We start from the raw sequence: 14174 nt of genomic DNA on the forward strand, positions 1-14174 counted from the left end.
GCTTATCGCCACATGGGGTCATCTATGACGAACACCCGCCGTTATCACCAACTCGCTGCCGCCGCATTTATGGTGGTGGCACTTGCAGCCTGCGGTAACAAGCAGGCACAAGGGCCGGGCGGCGCCGGCATGCCTCCGACCGAAGTCGGCGTTGTGACCGTGCAGCCGCACTCCGTTGGCCTGACCAGCGAGTTGCCGGGCCGCCTGGAGGCTACGCGTGTGGCACAGGTGCGCGCACGGGTCGCGGGCATTGTGCTCAAGCGCACCTACGCAGAAGGCAGTGACGTGAAGGCCGGCCAGCAGTTGTTCCAGATCGATCCGGCGCAGTACCGGGCATCGCTGGACAGCGCCAAGGCACAGCTGGCGCGATCGGAAGCCACACAAACGCAGGCGCAACTGAAGGCCGAGCGCTACAAGCCGCTGGTCGCCACCAACGCCATCAGCAAGCAGGACTACGACGACGCCACCGCCGCCGCCAAGCAAGCCACCGCTGACGTGGCCGCCGCCCGCGCTGCCGTGGAAACCGCCAAGCTGAACGTGGGCTACGCCAGCGTGACATCGCCCATTTCCGGCCGTGCCGGTCTGGCGCAGGTCACTGAAGGCGCGCTGGTGGGCCAGGGCGAGGCGACGCTGCTGACGACCGTGCAGCAGATCGATCCGATCTACCTGACCTTCACGCAGTCGAGCACCGAAGTGATGCGTCTGCAGCAGGCGCTCAAGGACGGCAAGCTGGCCAAGGCCGGGGGTGATGCGGCCAAGGTCACGCTCGTGACGGAAGACGGCCGCGCCTACGCGCAAACGGGCAAGCTCTATTTCTCGGACCTGACGGTGGACCCTGCTACGGGCACGATCACGCTGCGCGCGATTGTTCCGAACGCCGACCGCACGCTGCTGCCGGGCATGTACGTGCGTGCCCGCCTGGAGCAGGCCGTGGACGAACAAGCCATCACGGTGCCGCAACAAGCGGTGACGCGCAGCCCGGACGGCGCCTCCGTCATGGTCGTCGACGAGAAGGGCACGGCAGCCGTGCGCCAGGTCCAGGCCGACCGCTCGACCGGTACGGAATGGATCGTCTCCAACGGCCTGAAGGCCGGCGACAAGGTGATCGTCGACGGCCTGCAGAAGGTGCGTCCGGGAGCTCCGGTCAAGGCCGTGCCGTGGCAACCGATGTCGGCAGGCCAGGGCAAGGGCCCGCAAGGTCAGGGCGGCCAGGGTAGCGGCGCAGCACCCGTACCGGCAGCCAGCGCGCCTGCTGCAAGCACTCCCGCTGCCAGCGCACCGGCAGCCAAGCAGTAAACAAGGAGCCATCGCATGGCAAAGTTTTTTATCGATCGCCCAGTCTTTGCCTGGGTGCTCGCGCTGTTCATCATCCTTGCTGGGGCGATTTCGATTACCCAGCTGCCGATCTCGCAGTACCCGACCATTGCACCGCCGTCCATCATCATCACGGCAACGTATCCGGGCGCAAACGCGAAGACGCTGGACGAATCCGTCACGAGCATCATCGAGCAGGAAATGAACGGTGCGGACGGCCTGCTCTATATGGAGTCGGTCAGCCAGGGCGGTAACGGCCAGGCGCAGATCACCGTGACGTTCAAGGCCGGTACCGATCCGGCGCTGGCGCAGGTGGACGTGCAGAACCGCTTGAAGCGCGTGGAAGCGCGTCTGCCTTCGCAGGTGACGCAGCAGGGTGTGCAGGTCGACAAGGCCCGCTCCAACTTCCTGCTGTTCGCGACGCTCGCATCCACCGACGGCAAGATGGATCCGGTGGCGCTGGGCGACTACATCTCGCGCAACGTGCTGAATGAAATCAAGCGCGTGCCGGGTGTCGGTCAGGCGATTCTGTTCGGCACGGAACGCGCCATGCGCGTCTGGATCGATCCGGCCAAGCTGGTCGGCTACAAGCTGACCCCCACGGACGTCTATAACGCCATCCGCGCGCAGAACGCGCTGGTCTCGGCCGGTACGATCGGTGATCTGCCGTCCGTCTCCGATCAGCCGCTCGCGGCAACGGTCGTGGTGGAAGGTCAGCTCACGACCACCGAGCAGTTCGGCAACATCGTGCTGGTGGCCAAGCCGGACGGTTCGCTGGTGCGCGTGAAGGACGTGGCGCGCCTGGAACTCGGCGGCCAGACCTACTCGACGTCTGCACGGATCAACGGCCAGCCGATCTCGGCGATTGGTGTGCAGCTTTCGCCGACGGGTAACGCGCTGGGCACTGCCAAGGCCGTGAAGGCCAAGCTGGAAGAGCTGTCGAAGTACTTCCCGGCGGGCGTGGAATACAAGGTGCCGTACGACACCTCCAAGTTCGTCCAGATCTCGATCGAAGAAGTGGTCAAGACGCTATTCGAGGCCATGGCGCTGGTGTTCCTGGTGATGCTGCTGTTCCTGCAGAACATCCGCTACACGCTGGTGCCGTCGATCGTGGTGCCGATCTCGCTCCTGGGCGCGTTCGCCACCATGAACGCGATGGGTTTCTCGATCAACGTGCTGACGATGTTCGGCCTCGTGCTGGCGATCGGTATTCTCGTTGACGATGCCATCGTGGTAGTGGAAAACGTCGAGCGGATCATGGCCGAAGAAGGCCTGCCCCCGCGCGAAGCGACCCGCAAGGCCATGGGCCAGATCACAGGCGCCATCATCGGTATTACGCTGGTGCTGATGGCCGTGTTCATCCCGATGGCGTTCTTCTCGGGCTCGGTCGGCGCGATCTATCGCCAGTTCTCGCTGTCGATGGTGTCATCGATCTTCTTCTCGGCACTCATGGCGCTGACGCTCACGCCGGCACTGTGCTCGACGCTGCTCAAGCCGATCGAGAAGGGTTCGCACCACGAGAAGAAGGGCTTCTTCGGCTGGTTCAACCGCATGTTCAGCACCACCACGAACCGCTATCAAAGCTTCGTGGAGCGCATGCTCAAGAAGACCTTCCGCTACATGGTCATCTACGTTGCGCTGATCGTGGCGGTGGTGTTCCTGTTCCTGCGCCTGCCGTCTTCGTTCCTGCCGACCGAAGACCAGGGCTACATCGTGACCAACATCCAGCTGCCGCCGGGTGCATCGGCCAACCGCACGCTGGAAGTGATCAAGCAGGTCGAGAACTACTACAAGCAGGAAAAGGCGGTCGAGAACATCGTGGCCGTGCAGGGTTTCAGCTTCTCGGGCAACGGGCCGAACGCCGGTATCGTGTTCACCCCGTTCAAGGACTGGAGCGAGCGCAAGGGCAAGGATCAAACCGCCGATGCCGTGGTCGGCCGGGCCTTTGGTGCGCTGTTCGGTGGCATTCGCGATGCGATCGTCTTTCCGCTGAATCCGCCGCCGATTCCGGAACTGGGTAACGCAACGGGCTTTACGTTCCGTCTGCAGGACCGCGCGGGCCTCGGCCACGACGCGCTGATGGCAGCCCGCAATCAGCTGTTGGGGATGGCGGCGCAAAGCAAGGTCATCACCGGCATGCGCCCGGAAGGTCTGGAAGATTCGCCGCAGTACCAGGTGGATATCGACCGCGAGAAGGCCAATGCGCTGGGTGTCTCGTTCACCGACATCAACGCCGTGCTGTCGACGGCGCTGGGCTCGGCATACGCCAACGACTTCCCGAACTACGGTCGTCAGCAGCGTGTGATCGTGCAAGCGGACAAGATCAACCGCATGCAGCCCGAAGACATCATGAACCTGTACGTGCGCAACGGTCAGGGCAACATGGTCCCGATGTCGACGTTCGCCAAGGGCCATTGGATCGTCGGCCCGGTGCAGCTCGTGCGCTACAACGGCTATCCGGCTGTCCGCCTTTCGGGTGCAGCCGCGCCGGGTGCCAGCTCGGGTGACGCCATGGCCGAGATGGAACGCCTGGCCGCCAAGCTGCCGGCCGGTATCGGCTACGAGTGGACGGGCCAGTCGCTGCAGGAAAAGGCTTCGGGTTCGCAGGCGCCGGCGCTGTATGCGCTGTCGCTGCTGGCGGTGTTCCTGGTGCTGGCGGCGCTGTACGAAAGCTGGTCGATCCCGGCCGCGGTGATTCTGGTGGTGCCGCTGGGTGTGCTTGGCGCACTTCTGGGCGTGACGCTGCGCGCGATGCCGGATGACGTGTACTTCAAGGTCGGCCTGATTGCGGTGGTGGGCTTGTCCGCCAAGAACGCGATTCTGATCATCGAGTTTGCGAAGGACTTGCAGGCGCAAGGCAAGAGCCTGATCGACGCGACGCTGGAGGCCGTGCACCTGCGGTTCCGCCCGATCATCATGACGTCGTTCGCCTTCATCCTGGGTGTGCTGCCGCTGGCGATTGCCACCGGCGCGAGCTCCGCCAGCCAACGCGCCATCGGTACAGGCGTGATGGGCGGGATGATCACCGCGACGGTGCTGGCCGTGGTGCTGGTGCCTGTGTTCTTCGTGGTGGTCCGCCGCATCTTCAAGGGCAGCGAGCGTCAACGCCGTCTGGATGCCGCGCACCGTCCGCTGGACGAGGAAATCTGAACATGCAGAAAACGATGACCTTTCGAACCCCCGCGCTGCTGCCGGCGCTCCTGCTGGCTGCCGGCGTGTTGTCCGGCTGCTCGCTGGCGCCCACCTATGAGCGCCCGGATGCTCCGATCACGAGCGCGTACCCGCAGGCACCGGCCGGCTATGCCGTGCCGGCGGACTCCGCCAAGCCCGGCGAGAACGCGCCCCGCGCGACCGAACTGGGCTGGCGCGAGTTCTTCCCCGATGCGCGCCTGCAGAAGCTGATCGGCCTGGCGCTCGAGAACAACCGAGACCTGCGCGTGGCCATGCTCAACGTCGAGGCCGCGCGTGCGCAGTACCGTCTGCAGATCGCCGACCTGCTGCCGCCGGTCAACGCGTCTGCCACGTACACGCGCAGCCATACGCCGCCGTCAATCTCGACCACCGGCGGCGACATCCACACCAAGCAGTACCAGCTTGGCGTGGGCATCAGCAATTACCAGGTGAACCTGTTCAGCGTGGGCGACGTCACGTCGTCTGCGCGTGCAAGTTATCTGGCGACGGACGAAGGCCGGCGTGCCGCGCAGATCAGCCTGATCTCGCAGGTGGCCAAGGCCTACCTGAACGAGCGCGCCTACGCCGAACAGCTCGATCTGGCCCAGCAGACCCTGAAGGGCCGCGAGGACTACTACAAGCTTGCCAAGCAGCGCTTTGACGTCGGCGCCTCGTCGGCGCTGGATCTGCGTCAGACCGAGACGCTGGTGGAATCGGTGCGTGTGTCGGTGGCACAGCTGACGCGCCAGTACGCCCAGGCGACCAACGCCCTGGTGCTGCTGGTGGGCGCGCCGCTGCCGGCCGATCTGCCCGCGCCGACCATGGTGTCGTCGGAGAAGATCGTGGCCGACATTCCGCCGGGTCTGCCGTCGGAGCTCCTGGAGCAACGTCCGGACATCCGCCAGGCTGAGCAGAAGCTGATTGCCGCCAACGCCAACATTGGCGTGGCGCGGGCAGCGTTCTTCCCGAGCATCGGGCTGACGTCAAACGTAGGCACGGCCAGCGGCGCGCTTCATGACCTGTTCAAGAGTGGGACCCAGTTCTGGTCGTTCGTGCCGAACCTGACGCTGCCGATCTTCAACTGGGGCACCAACATCTTCAACCTGGACTTGACCAAGACCAACCAGAAGATTGCGGTTGCGAACTACGAGAAGACGATCCAGACCGCGTTCCGCGAGGTGTCCGACGCCCTCGTTGCGCGCGGCACGCTGGAAGAGCAGGTGGCCGCGCAGAAGCGCTTCCGCGATGCCACGGCCGATCGCCTGACGCTGTCTGACCAGCGCTATCGCAACGGCGTGTCGAGCTTCCTCGATGTGCTTGACGCGCAGCGCGATCTGTTCAGCGCCGACCAGACCCTGGTGCAGACGCGTCTGGCCCGCCTGACCAACGCCATCGATCTGTACACGGCGCTGGGCGGCGGGTTGCAGGAGCACAGCACCACCGTGGCCGCACAGCAGGCACGGCCGACGGCCGCGCCGGGCGTTGCGCCCGCCACGCCGGACATGACGCCGCAGCAATCGAAGTAAGTTTGCGTCTGTTCGCTCGAAGGCCCGCCTTGTTCAGGCGGGCTTTTTTTCGCCTGTGCCCTTTGCGCCGGCGGCGTGCTCGAGAAATCGAAGCAGCGCCACCTCTTCGCGTCGTAGGCCCTTGCGCGCGCGGGTCGAGGGCAATGCTTCCAGTTCGCCCTCCAGGAACGCGTCCACCACGGCCGGGTGCACATAGCACTTGCGGCAGACGGCCGGTGTGTTCCCGAGGCGCTGGGCCACGGCAGCAACAGCCTCCACCACCTGCCGGCGCGCCTCGGTAACGTTCGTCGACGTGCGCCCGCGCAGCAGATCCAGCGCCAGCACGCTGCCGGCCCAGGTGCGGTAGTCCTTCGCCGTGAAATCCGCGCCGGAAATCTCCTGTAAGTAGGCATTCACATCTGTGGAATCGACCGCACGGCGATCGCCAGCTTCGTCGATGTACTGGAACAATTCCTGCCCCGGCAGATCGACGCAGCGTCGGATGATGCGCGCCAGGCGCGGGTCCGATACCGACACGTCGTGCTCCACACCGCTCTTGCCGCGAAACTGAAAGCGCACCGTGTTGCCGTGGACCTCGACGTGCCGATTGCGCAACGTCGTGAGCCCGTAGGACCGGTTGTCGCGCGCATACGCCGCGTTGCCCACGCGCACCAGCGTCACGTCCAGCAGGTAGACCACCGTCGCCAGCATCTTTTCGCGCGACAGGCCCGGCGCCTCCAAATGGGCGGTGATCGCCCCGCGCACCCACGGCAGCACTGCCCCGAAGGCCAGCAGCCGCCCGTACTTGTCGGCATCGCGAAAGGCGCGCCAGTCGGCGTGATAGCGATATTGCTTGCGCCCACGCGCGTCGCGCCCCGTCGCCTGCAGATGACCGCCCGCGTGTGGGCAGATCCAGACGTCGGTATAGGCCGGCGGGATCGCCAGCTTGTTGATGCGCGCAATCACCGCCGGGTCGCGGATGCGCCCGCCGCGCGTGTCGAAATAGACGAAGCGGCCGCGCAGCCGACGCCGGGTGTAGCCCGGGCGTGTGTCGTCCACATAGCGCAGCCGTTCGGGCAGCGCTTCGGCGAGGGTGGTGGTGCTTGCGGCAACCGGCGCGGGCGCAGACTTGGGAACGCGTTCCACAGTAGGGACCTGGAGAGATGCTCGCGTTGAGCAAGCGGCGTTCCTTCCTCGCTCCTTCCGCTGGCTGGCCGCTCACGGCGTAGTATCAAGGCCACGCCTCTGCGCAAAATTGCGGCAAGAAATGGCATTCTCACCACAATCGGAAGTGCCTTGCATCGGTAAACAGATTCAACTACACTGCACGCCCTCTGGGCGGTATATAATCCGCTGTTTCGCCGTCCACCCGAATACTGAGCAAGGGACCCGATGACCACCATCCGTCTGAAAGAAAACGAGCCGGTCGAAGTTGCACTGCGCCGCTTCCGCCGTGAAATCGAGCGCACTGGCCTGATCAAGGAACTGCGCGCCCGCACCGCTTACGAAAAGCCGACGACCGAGCGCAAGCGCAAGAAGGCTGCTGCTGTGTCGCGTACGCGTAAACGCCTGCGTTCGCAAATGCTGCCGAAGAAGCTTTACTAAGATCGCGCGATTGTTTCGGTAGCACCAACAGGGTGCTGCCGCTGGCGGTGTGAAGTCATCCGACGTCCGTTCCGCCGAGCTTGGTTCGTAGCGCCTTGTGCGTACCGGGAGCCTTTCCGGATTGAGCCAACGCTCCACTCCCCGATACAGAAGCTAGCAAGATGCGGTTGATGGCCCGTGCGCCATTGTCCGCCGCTTCGGTGTGCCCTGCGCGCCCTTCTCTGTTGTAACGACATCCGCCAGCGGTAAATGACCGGCTGGCTGTTGGCGTTTGTTGCGCCGATCCTGCGCGGGAGTACATTAGCGAGCATCCCCTGCTCGTGTTTCCCCGACAACGATGCCTACTAACTCCAACGAGTACTGGTTTCCCGCCAAGCGCTACGGCTGGGGATGGGGCTTGCCTTCGCGTTGGCAGGGCTGGGTGGTGCTCGCCATCTATGCCGTATTGCTGCTGGCGGGGATCGTCGGGCTGCACCCGGGCACCACGCAATGGAGCTTCGTGGTTTACGTGATGGGTGTGACGGCGCTGCTGGTGTTGGTTTGCTGGTGGAAGGGCGAGCCGCCGCGCTGGCGTTGGGGGCGGGATTGAGTGGCATGCTTGCCTCTCAACCGCGCAGATAAGGACCTACCCGTTTCTCCAGCAAGGCGATGAGCTCGAGCTGCATGAACACGTAGTCGTCGGGAATGTCGAGGCACACCAGGCGCTTGCCGCGTAGCCTCGAACCAAACCGTTGTAACAGGCGTCGCTGGTGACTGCGTTCCATGACGAAAATCACCTCAGCCCAGTCGAGCTGGTCGGCGTCGAGTTGCACATCTGCGTCTGGCGCCAAGCCCGCTGAATCTGTCTCGACGTTTGGCCATTTGGCGAAGACCGCCTCCGCCGTCGGGCTGCGCAGCCGATTGCGGCTGCAGATGAAGAGTACATGCATTGGGCTAAGCCGCTGCCTTCACCGCCGCCACAATCGACGCCCGATAGCCCGCCGGCAAATTCACCGGCAAGGCATCGGGCGCAAACAGCCCAAGGCGCTTGTGCTCATGACTGACGGTCGGCTCAAACGGGCTGAGCAGCGCGCACGCATACGTGGCAACGAACACATGCTTGCTCGGCACGACTTCAAACAGGTGCGTGTCGACCAGCGCGCCCACCTCAACGTGCAAGTTCAGCTCTTCGGCAATCTCGCGTACGAGGCATTCGGTGGAGGACTCGCCGAGTTCGATTCGGCCGCCGGGCAGTTCCCACTCTTCCCGTTCATTGAGCAGCAGGACGACCTCGCCCGCGGGCGCGCGCAGGACGCCTTTGATGGAGACGGGGTAGGCGGACATGGCGCTCCGATGCAGAACCTAGCGAAGACCAGAAAACCCTTGTCCAGACTGGGCTCACCGGGTGGCACCCTTGTTTTGTATGCCATCTTGTATGCCAAAAACTCAAAGTGCCTCCACTTATCCACAGGCCCGGCGCACCGGACGCAACCTGATTGCATCAGCCGCGATGCGGTCGATTCCGTGGTAGCCGCGTAGCTGGTAACCCACCGATCCCGCGCGAACCGGGCTGCGAACTTCCGAGGCGCGAACCGGGCGCGTACCGTGGAAACCTGCGTGGAAACCTCAGGCGTGGCAACTTGACCCGCAGACGGCAGAGCCCCACTTCTGTGGGGACTTCCTTTCCCTGGATATGCATCAGGATTGGTGGGCACAAACGCCACCGTCAGGAGGGAGACACATGAAAGCCATGCCCATGCTCGCGGCCGTTGTTGTGGCCGCCGCTGCGGCGGTCGCGCAGCCCTCATTCGCTAGGGCGCCACGCCACCAGAACTACAGCCAGGCTCCAGAGGAATCTGCGCTCGTGGAGCACGGCCACTACATTAACCGGCAGGGGCATGATGTCCAGTCGCCAGCGCACAGCAAGGATGGAAGCGTGCCGAACGGCGCGACCGCCAAATGCCGAGATGGCTCGTATAGCTTCAGCGAATCGCATCGGGGCACGTGCTCGCGCCATGGTGGAGTCGCCGGCTGGCTTTGAATGGCGCAACGCACGCTTTCACGGACATGGATATTCGCATCATGCGCCTGAAAAAAGGAACTCGACTCTCCTTTTCAATTCGCCGATGATCCCAATGGCGTTGCCAAGATTGCTCGTCTTGGCAAGCGCCCCCATCAGCTTGTACTCCACCGCCCCGTCATCTCTCACGTAAGAGATGACGACCCCCTTGATTCTCCCCGCTTCGAGATCGTCCGCGATTTCCCTCAGTTGCTCACTGGGGACTTCACTTGCGGCGCCGCGGAAGAGGGGAAACACGTTGGTTTGTGTGATTTTCGCGCCGGGATTGGCGGAAGTAAGATTGATGCCAGTCATGACCCAGTTCCTTTTTAGCTGGATTGTGATCAGGTGGCCTTGGTGTTTTAGCACCTTGGCCGCCGCCTGCCTGACGGGGGCGTCAGGACTTAGAAGGACTTTAGCCGCTGCCTTTAATTGACAAAATATGCCGTTTGCATTAGATTATTTTGTATTAGATTAGATGTGGATTTTAATAAAAGCCGTGCTAATGCATTCGCAAATTGCTAACAGGACAGCAAAAAGCCCGCGTAAATCGGGCTATGTTCTATATTAAAGTTCGGAAGTGGCGACCAGTCAGCCGCCTTTAAGCATCGCGAGCAACGCCCGCGCCTCTCGATCAGTTCCGCCGCAGCCGTTCTTTGCAGGCCCGCAACAGGTCATTGATGCGTTTCTGATAGGCAAGCCAGCCACGTGACCTCAAACCGTGCTTCAGGGCGTTCTGCGATGACGCGGCCTTACCCGCGTCGCTCCTCGGCCCGGACGCCTTGCTCCACGGCTTCCAGCGCTTGATTGCTTCTGCCTGTTTGGCGCGCCGCTCCGGCGTCCAGCCATTTGCCATGTTGATGCTCCAATAATTCGTTGGATTGATTTCCGCTTTCCTCGTGCGCGCGTGTGTGCGGCGTGTTAGGAGGCTGTACGCCGTTATTCACCTGCTGCGGCCCGTTTGTGATGTTCGCCTGCTTCACGAATGCCACCGGGCGTGGGTTCTTGATCTCAGCCAGGGTCTCCAAGGTCGCCCGGCACTGGGCCTGCGCCCGCAACGCGTGCCGCAGGTGGGCCTCCATCTGGTTCAGGTATTCGCTATGCGCCGCCTTTCGGGCCAGTTGGTTGAAGATCATGTCCAGCGTGTTGGCCTGGGCCACCAGCATGGTTTCCACTGCGGACAGGTCGCCGGCCTTCACCTTGTCGGCCTGCTCGCGCAGTTGCGTTGCGTAGGCGGTCAGGTCCAGGCCAGCTCCGAACATCGATTCAGCATACTTCCGGCCAGTCACCGCGCCGCGAATCACCGGGCTCGATGCAATGACAGCGCCGCGCTCTTCGGCGTCTTTGAACGTGACGCCCTCAAGATGCAGGGTTGCCGGGTCGCGCTTGGCGGGTTTGGCCTGCTTCGGTTTTGTCGCCATGTGCGAGCCTCCTTACTCGTCGCGCGAAGGCGCACGGCCCCGCTTGGGGTCGTGATGCGCGCAGGTGTTCAGGGTGTCCGGCGCGTCCAGCCAATCGTGATGCCGCCAACCCAGCGCCTTGCCCATCTGGCACCGCACCGGCACGCCGTGGTCGTGGTGCGTCATGTGCTGGCAGGTGCCGCACTTGCGAATGGCGTCATGCCTTGCCAGCGCCTGCCGTCCAATCTCAGCGGCACGTGTCACAGCCTCGATGCTGATCAGATGCTCTCGGAAATACGCCAGATCATCGGCAAGGGTCGAAACAGGCTGGCGAACAACCAAACCCATCAGGTCCGCCCTGTAGTCGTCCGTCCACCCCTCAATATCGGCCACCCTGCCGATGGTCGTCCGCAGGTCGGCCAGCAGCCGCGCCACGCGCTCGGGCGACATGGGCACCACGTAGGGTGTGTATGGCCCATCCGCCACCGGGTAGTGCGACAGCATGGCGGCGTCATTCGCAGCGCGGCGCAGGTACTCGACAATCTCGGGCTTGTGGGCGGCAAGCTCGGGTTTCAGTTCATCCACCGCATCCCTTGGCCCCCTGAAGCGCAGGCGCTCCCCCTCCACCCAAAGAGAAACATGCGCCGCCCTGGCCCTGCTCAAAATCTGCGCAGCGCTCATAGCTCGCCCTCCGATTCATCCGCAGGCAGCAAACTTTCTTCCTCTTCGGTCACTGCCTTTTTTTCGGTTACTCGGTTACAACCGGCATGGCTATTGGGTTTGCGGGTAACTAAAGGCTTTTCCGATTGGTTACGTAACCGAGCATCAGTTACCTGCAAACCCGCACTGGCATTGGGTTGTAACTGAGTAACCGACGGAAGGGGGGTAGTGGGCGAAAGGGACAAATATCGAGCGAAGGCATCCTCGAATTGCTCGACCTTGTACCCCTTGGATGTCTCGTAGGCGATCTTCACCGGCTGGCTCTCGATGCCGTACTCGCGCAGCTTCTTGCCCAGTTGCCGCAGTGTCATCTCCCTGCCCCGATTCCAAGTCTTCCAGGGCGCTTCATCGTCTTCGTAGAGCGCGGCCAGTAAGTCGGCCATGGAGATGCGCTGCACACCTTGGCGGTCGAACACCGCTTTGATGTCCGCCAGCAGCTCGGCCCCGGCACTCTGCGCGGCCTCGCCGCCATGGTTGCACAGCTTGATCGCCGCGCTGCGTGCGTAGCTCGGCCAGGTGCCGCCCACAAGATCGGCGACGGCAAACAACGGTTCCCAGTTGTCCTGATCCCGGTCGCCAAGGACATCGGGCAGATCGGGGCGAGCCACACGGATGGCCGCAGCGTTGTCGTCGGCCCAGCGGGCCATCTTTGCGCGCAGATCGTCAAACAGGCCGGCTTCTGCTTGGCGCAGGCGTTCCGCCGTCTCGTGCGGCATCTTGCGGCGCATCTGCGCCACCACGGCGCGGCTCGTGATCGTCTCGGCCAGCTTGTCGGCGTAAATGCCAGCCAGCGCTTTGAAGCCGAATACGTTGAACCGCTTGGGCTCGAAATCGTCGCCCACCGCCACGCTGCGCCAGACGAAAGCAGAATCACGGGTGTGGCCGGCGTTCAGCAACCCGCGCAGGTCTTCCGCTTCCTTGGTTAGTACCGTCTCGATCTCGTCCAACAGCAGCGTGGGCCGGTACTTCTCGATCATGCGGAACAGCACGGAGGACGAGACCCCCGCCGCCTGAGCAGGGCGAGGCACCAGCTTGCCGGCCACCGTCAGCAATTGCGATTTGCCGCACGCCTTTTCCGGGGCGGTTATCAGCAGGATCGGGCATACACTGACGTAATCCGCAAGCCAAGCCGTTTGGCACCACAGCGCCGTCGCCGCGATGGTCTCCTGGTCGCAGATGATGAAGCGCCGAATGGTGCGGGCGATCTCGGTCAGCAACGCAGATCCGTCCACGGGATCGGGCCACGGCTCCACATCCTCGAACGGCGCAGCTTCCTCGCTCTGCACCTCGCCGCGTGCAGCCTTCACCATTCGGTCAAGCGTGCTGATCTGCGCGCCGATGCGCTTGGCCTCGGCCTTGCGCACGCGGTCGTATTGCATCGGCGTGAGTGCCGCCAGGCGCTCGATGGCCTGTTCGTCGGTTTCAGCCGGCGCGGTATCGCCGCTATTGGGGTTGGTTTCCGTAGCCTGGGCGTTTTCCGTTACGGCTCCAGCTTTTCCATTACGGGTTGCCTCAATGCAGGCCACCACGGCACCCGCGCCGCAAGCAACGTGCAGATCGTTGAAGTCGGTCGCGCCGTCCGGTCGCTCAGGCCCGAAGTCCGGCACCGCCAGCAGCGCGCCAATGGCCTGGGCGGCTTCTCGTGCCTTGGTCAAACCCGGATTGCCGTCCGTCTCGATGTCGTCGTCGGCACAAACGATCATCGGTACGTCAGGCAGCTTGGCACGCAGCGCCTGCGCCACCGACAACAGGTTGCCGGCGTTCATTGCGGCGGCCACCGGGTAGCAGGTGGCCTCATGCAAGCTGCACGCCGTCGCCCAGCCTTCGCAGATCAGCAGCGGGGCATCCGGCCCCGGCTTGCCGCCCAGGGCGCAGTAGCAGCCCGCCACGGCGCCGCCCGTCTTGAAGCGCTTGGAGCCGTCCGGCTGGATGAATTGCAGGCTGCGCAACTCGCCGCCGGCATCCCGCAGCGGGATCAGCAGGGCATCGCGTAATTGCTTTGCGCCGGTCGGATTGATGCCCTTGCGCTCAATGTAGGAGTGTCCGCCATCAACGTTGCCCGCGGTGTTCCACAGCTCCACACACTTGGCGGCGGCATCCTCCGCCACCTTGGCGCGCTCGGCGGCGGCCTCAGATTTGCCCTGCTCGATGCGCTGACGGTGCGCCTGGCGCTCGGCGTCGGTTAGAGTGCGTTCCGGCTTCGCGCACCACGTCTCGGACAAGCCAGTACGCCAGTCGCCAAAGCTGCCAGCAGGCAGGCCGTCGCCGTGCAGCACATACCAGGCGGAGCGCTTGCCACGCTTTTCATCCGTGCCATCGAAGCGGTGCAGTTTGCCGTCGGCCACGATCTCGCCAGGCTGCAACCCGTGTTCGGCCATGGCGGCGGCGAATTGCTGTTCAAAAGGAATGGGACCGTTCATA

At 63.7% G+C, this 14174-nt stretch carries 13 protein-coding genes; 6 read left to right on the top strand and 7 right to left on the bottom strand.

What is annotated here, in order from left to right; all coding sequences use genetic code 11:
• Positions 1–24: 24 nt before the first annotated feature.
• Genes CFE42_RS15455 through CFE42_RS15465 form a run of 3 tightly spaced genes read left to right on the top strand, consistent with a single transcriptional unit; the run spans position 25 to position 6011 of the window.
• Positions 25–1296 (top strand): efflux RND transporter periplasmic adaptor subunit, encoded by a 1272-nt coding sequence (locus CFE42_RS15455; protein WP_004628198.1) that lies wholly within the window; start codon positions 25–27, stop codon positions 1294–1296.
• 15 nt (positions 1297–1311) lie between these two features.
• A complete protein-coding gene (locus CFE42_RS15460) occupies positions 1312–4464 on the top strand; it encodes an efflux RND transporter permease subunit (RefSeq protein ID WP_004628196.1) in 3153 nt (1050 codons plus the stop codon).
• A gap of 2 nt (positions 4465–4466) precedes the next feature.
• Complete coding sequence (locus CFE42_RS15465; RefSeq protein WP_004628195.1) at positions 4467–6011, top strand: efflux transporter outer membrane subunit; 1545 nt, start codon at positions 4467–4469, stop codon at positions 6009–6011.
• A gap of 33 nt (positions 6012–6044) precedes the next feature.
• Here the strand turns inward: CFE42_RS15465 and CFE42_RS15470 are convergent, their stop codons facing one another.
• Complete coding sequence (locus tag CFE42_RS15470; RefSeq protein ID WP_004628193.1) at positions 6045–7136, bottom strand: DNA topoisomerase IB; 1092 nt, start codon at positions 7134–7136, stop codon at positions 6045–6047.
• Positions 7137–7382: 246 nt separating this feature from the next.
• Between CFE42_RS15470 and rpsU the strand changes: the two genes are divergently transcribed.
• A complete protein-coding gene (gene rpsU / locus CFE42_RS15475) occupies positions 7383–7595 on the top strand; it encodes a 30S ribosomal protein S21 (protein WP_003262970.1) in 213 nt (70 codons plus the stop codon).
• Between the two features lie 337 nt (positions 7596–7932).
• The gene (locus CFE42_RS15480; RefSeq protein ID WP_004628190.1) at positions 7933–8184 is read left to right on the top strand and encodes a hypothetical protein; all 252 of its coding nucleotides are present in this window, start codon (positions 7933–7935) and stop codon (positions 8182–8184) included.
• Positions 8185–8200: 16 nt separating this feature from the next.
• On the opposite strand, the gene CFE42_RS15485 is transcribed toward CFE42_RS15480, so the two are convergent.
• Entirely contained in the window at positions 8201–8524 is a 324-nt protein-coding gene (locus tag CFE42_RS15485; RefSeq protein WP_004628188.1) for a low molecular weight protein tyrosine phosphatase family protein, read from the bottom strand.
• Positions 8525–8528: 4 nt separating this feature from the next.
• Complete coding sequence (locus CFE42_RS15490) at positions 8529–8918, bottom strand: NUDIX domain-containing protein (RefSeq protein WP_004628186.1); 390 nt, start codon at positions 8916–8918, stop codon at positions 8529–8531.
• Positions 8919–9315: 397 nt separating this feature from the next.
• Between CFE42_RS15490 and CFE42_RS15495 the strand changes: the two genes are divergently transcribed.
• Complete coding sequence (locus CFE42_RS15495) at positions 9316–9615, top strand: DUF3761 domain-containing protein (protein ID WP_004628184.1); 300 nt, start codon at positions 9316–9318, stop codon at positions 9613–9615.
• 39 nt (positions 9616–9654) lie between these two features.
• Here CFE42_RS15495 and CFE42_RS15500 read toward each other — a convergent pair whose 3' ends face one another.
• The 4 genes from CFE42_RS15500 to CFE42_RS15515 all read right to left on the bottom strand — a co-directional run bounded on the left by CFE42_RS15500 (position 9655) and on the right by CFE42_RS15515 (position 14173).
• A complete protein-coding gene (locus CFE42_RS15500; RefSeq protein ID WP_004628182.1) occupies positions 9655–9948 on the bottom strand; it encodes a hypothetical protein in 294 nt (97 codons plus the stop codon).
• 437 nt (positions 9949–10385) lie between these two features.
• Complete coding sequence (locus tag CFE42_RS15505) at positions 10386–11054, bottom strand: hypothetical protein (RefSeq protein ID WP_004628180.1); 669 nt, start codon at positions 11052–11054, stop codon at positions 10386–10388.
• A 12-nt stretch (positions 11055–11066) separates the two neighbouring features.
• Positions 11067–11714: a hypothetical protein gene (locus CFE42_RS15510; RefSeq protein WP_004628178.1), complete on the bottom strand. Its 648-nt coding sequence runs from the start codon at positions 11712–11714 to the stop codon at positions 11067–11069.
• Entirely contained in the window at positions 11711–14173 is a 2463-nt protein-coding gene (locus CFE42_RS15515; protein WP_004628176.1) for a DUF3631 domain-containing protein, read from the bottom strand. Before CFE42_RS15515 ends, CFE42_RS15510 begins: the two co-directional genes overlap by 4 nt.
• Position 14174 lies beyond the last annotated feature (1 nt).

The sequence above is a fragment of the Ralstonia sp. PBBBR1 genome, assembly GCF_002256165.1.
Taxonomy (GTDB): domain Bacteria; phylum Pseudomonadota; class Gammaproteobacteria; order Burkholderiales; family Burkholderiaceae; genus Ralstonia; species Ralstonia thomasii.

Coding starts and splice junctions, on each gene's coding strand:
- CFE42_RS15455 (WP_004628198.1), top strand. CDS start 25: ATGACGAACACCCGCCGTTATCACCAACTCGCTGCCGCCGCATTTATG.
- CFE42_RS15460 (WP_004628196.1), top strand. CDS start 1,312: ATGGCAAAGTTTTTTATCGATCGCCCAGTCTTTGCCTGGGTGCTCGCG.
- CFE42_RS15465 (WP_004628195.1), top strand. CDS start 4,467: ATGCAGAAAACGATGACCTTTCGAACCCCCGCGCTGCTGCCGGCGCTC.
- rpsU (WP_003262970.1), top strand. CDS start 7,383: ATGACCACCATCCGTCTGAAAGAAAACGAGCCGGTCGAAGTTGCACTG.
- CFE42_RS15480 (WP_004628190.1), top strand. CDS start 7,933: ATGCCTACTAACTCCAACGAGTACTGGTTTCCCGCCAAGCGCTACGGC.
- CFE42_RS15485 (WP_004628188.1), bottom strand. CDS start 8,524: ATGCATGTACTCTTCATCTGCAGCCGCAATCGGCTGCGCAGCCCGACG.
- CFE42_RS15490 (WP_004628186.1), bottom strand. CDS start 8,918: ATGTCCGCCTACCCCGTCTCCATCAAAGGCGTCCTGCGCGCGCCCGCG.
- CFE42_RS15495 (WP_004628184.1), top strand. CDS start 9,316: ATGAAAGCCATGCCCATGCTCGCGGCCGTTGTTGTGGCCGCCGCTGCG.
- CFE42_RS15500 (WP_004628182.1), bottom strand. CDS start 9,948: ATGACTGGCATCAATCTTACTTCCGCCAATCCCGGCGCGAAAATCACA.
- CFE42_RS15505 (WP_004628180.1), bottom strand. CDS start 11,054: ATGGCGACAAAACCGAAGCAGGCCAAACCCGCCAAGCGCGACCCGGCA.
- CFE42_RS15510 (WP_004628178.1), bottom strand. CDS start 11,714: ATGAGCGCTGCGCAGATTTTGAGCAGGGCCAGGGCGGCGCATGTTTCT.
- CFE42_RS15515 (WP_004628176.1), bottom strand. CDS start 14,173: ATGAACGGTCCCATTCCTTTTGAACAGCAATTCGCCGCCGCCATGGCC.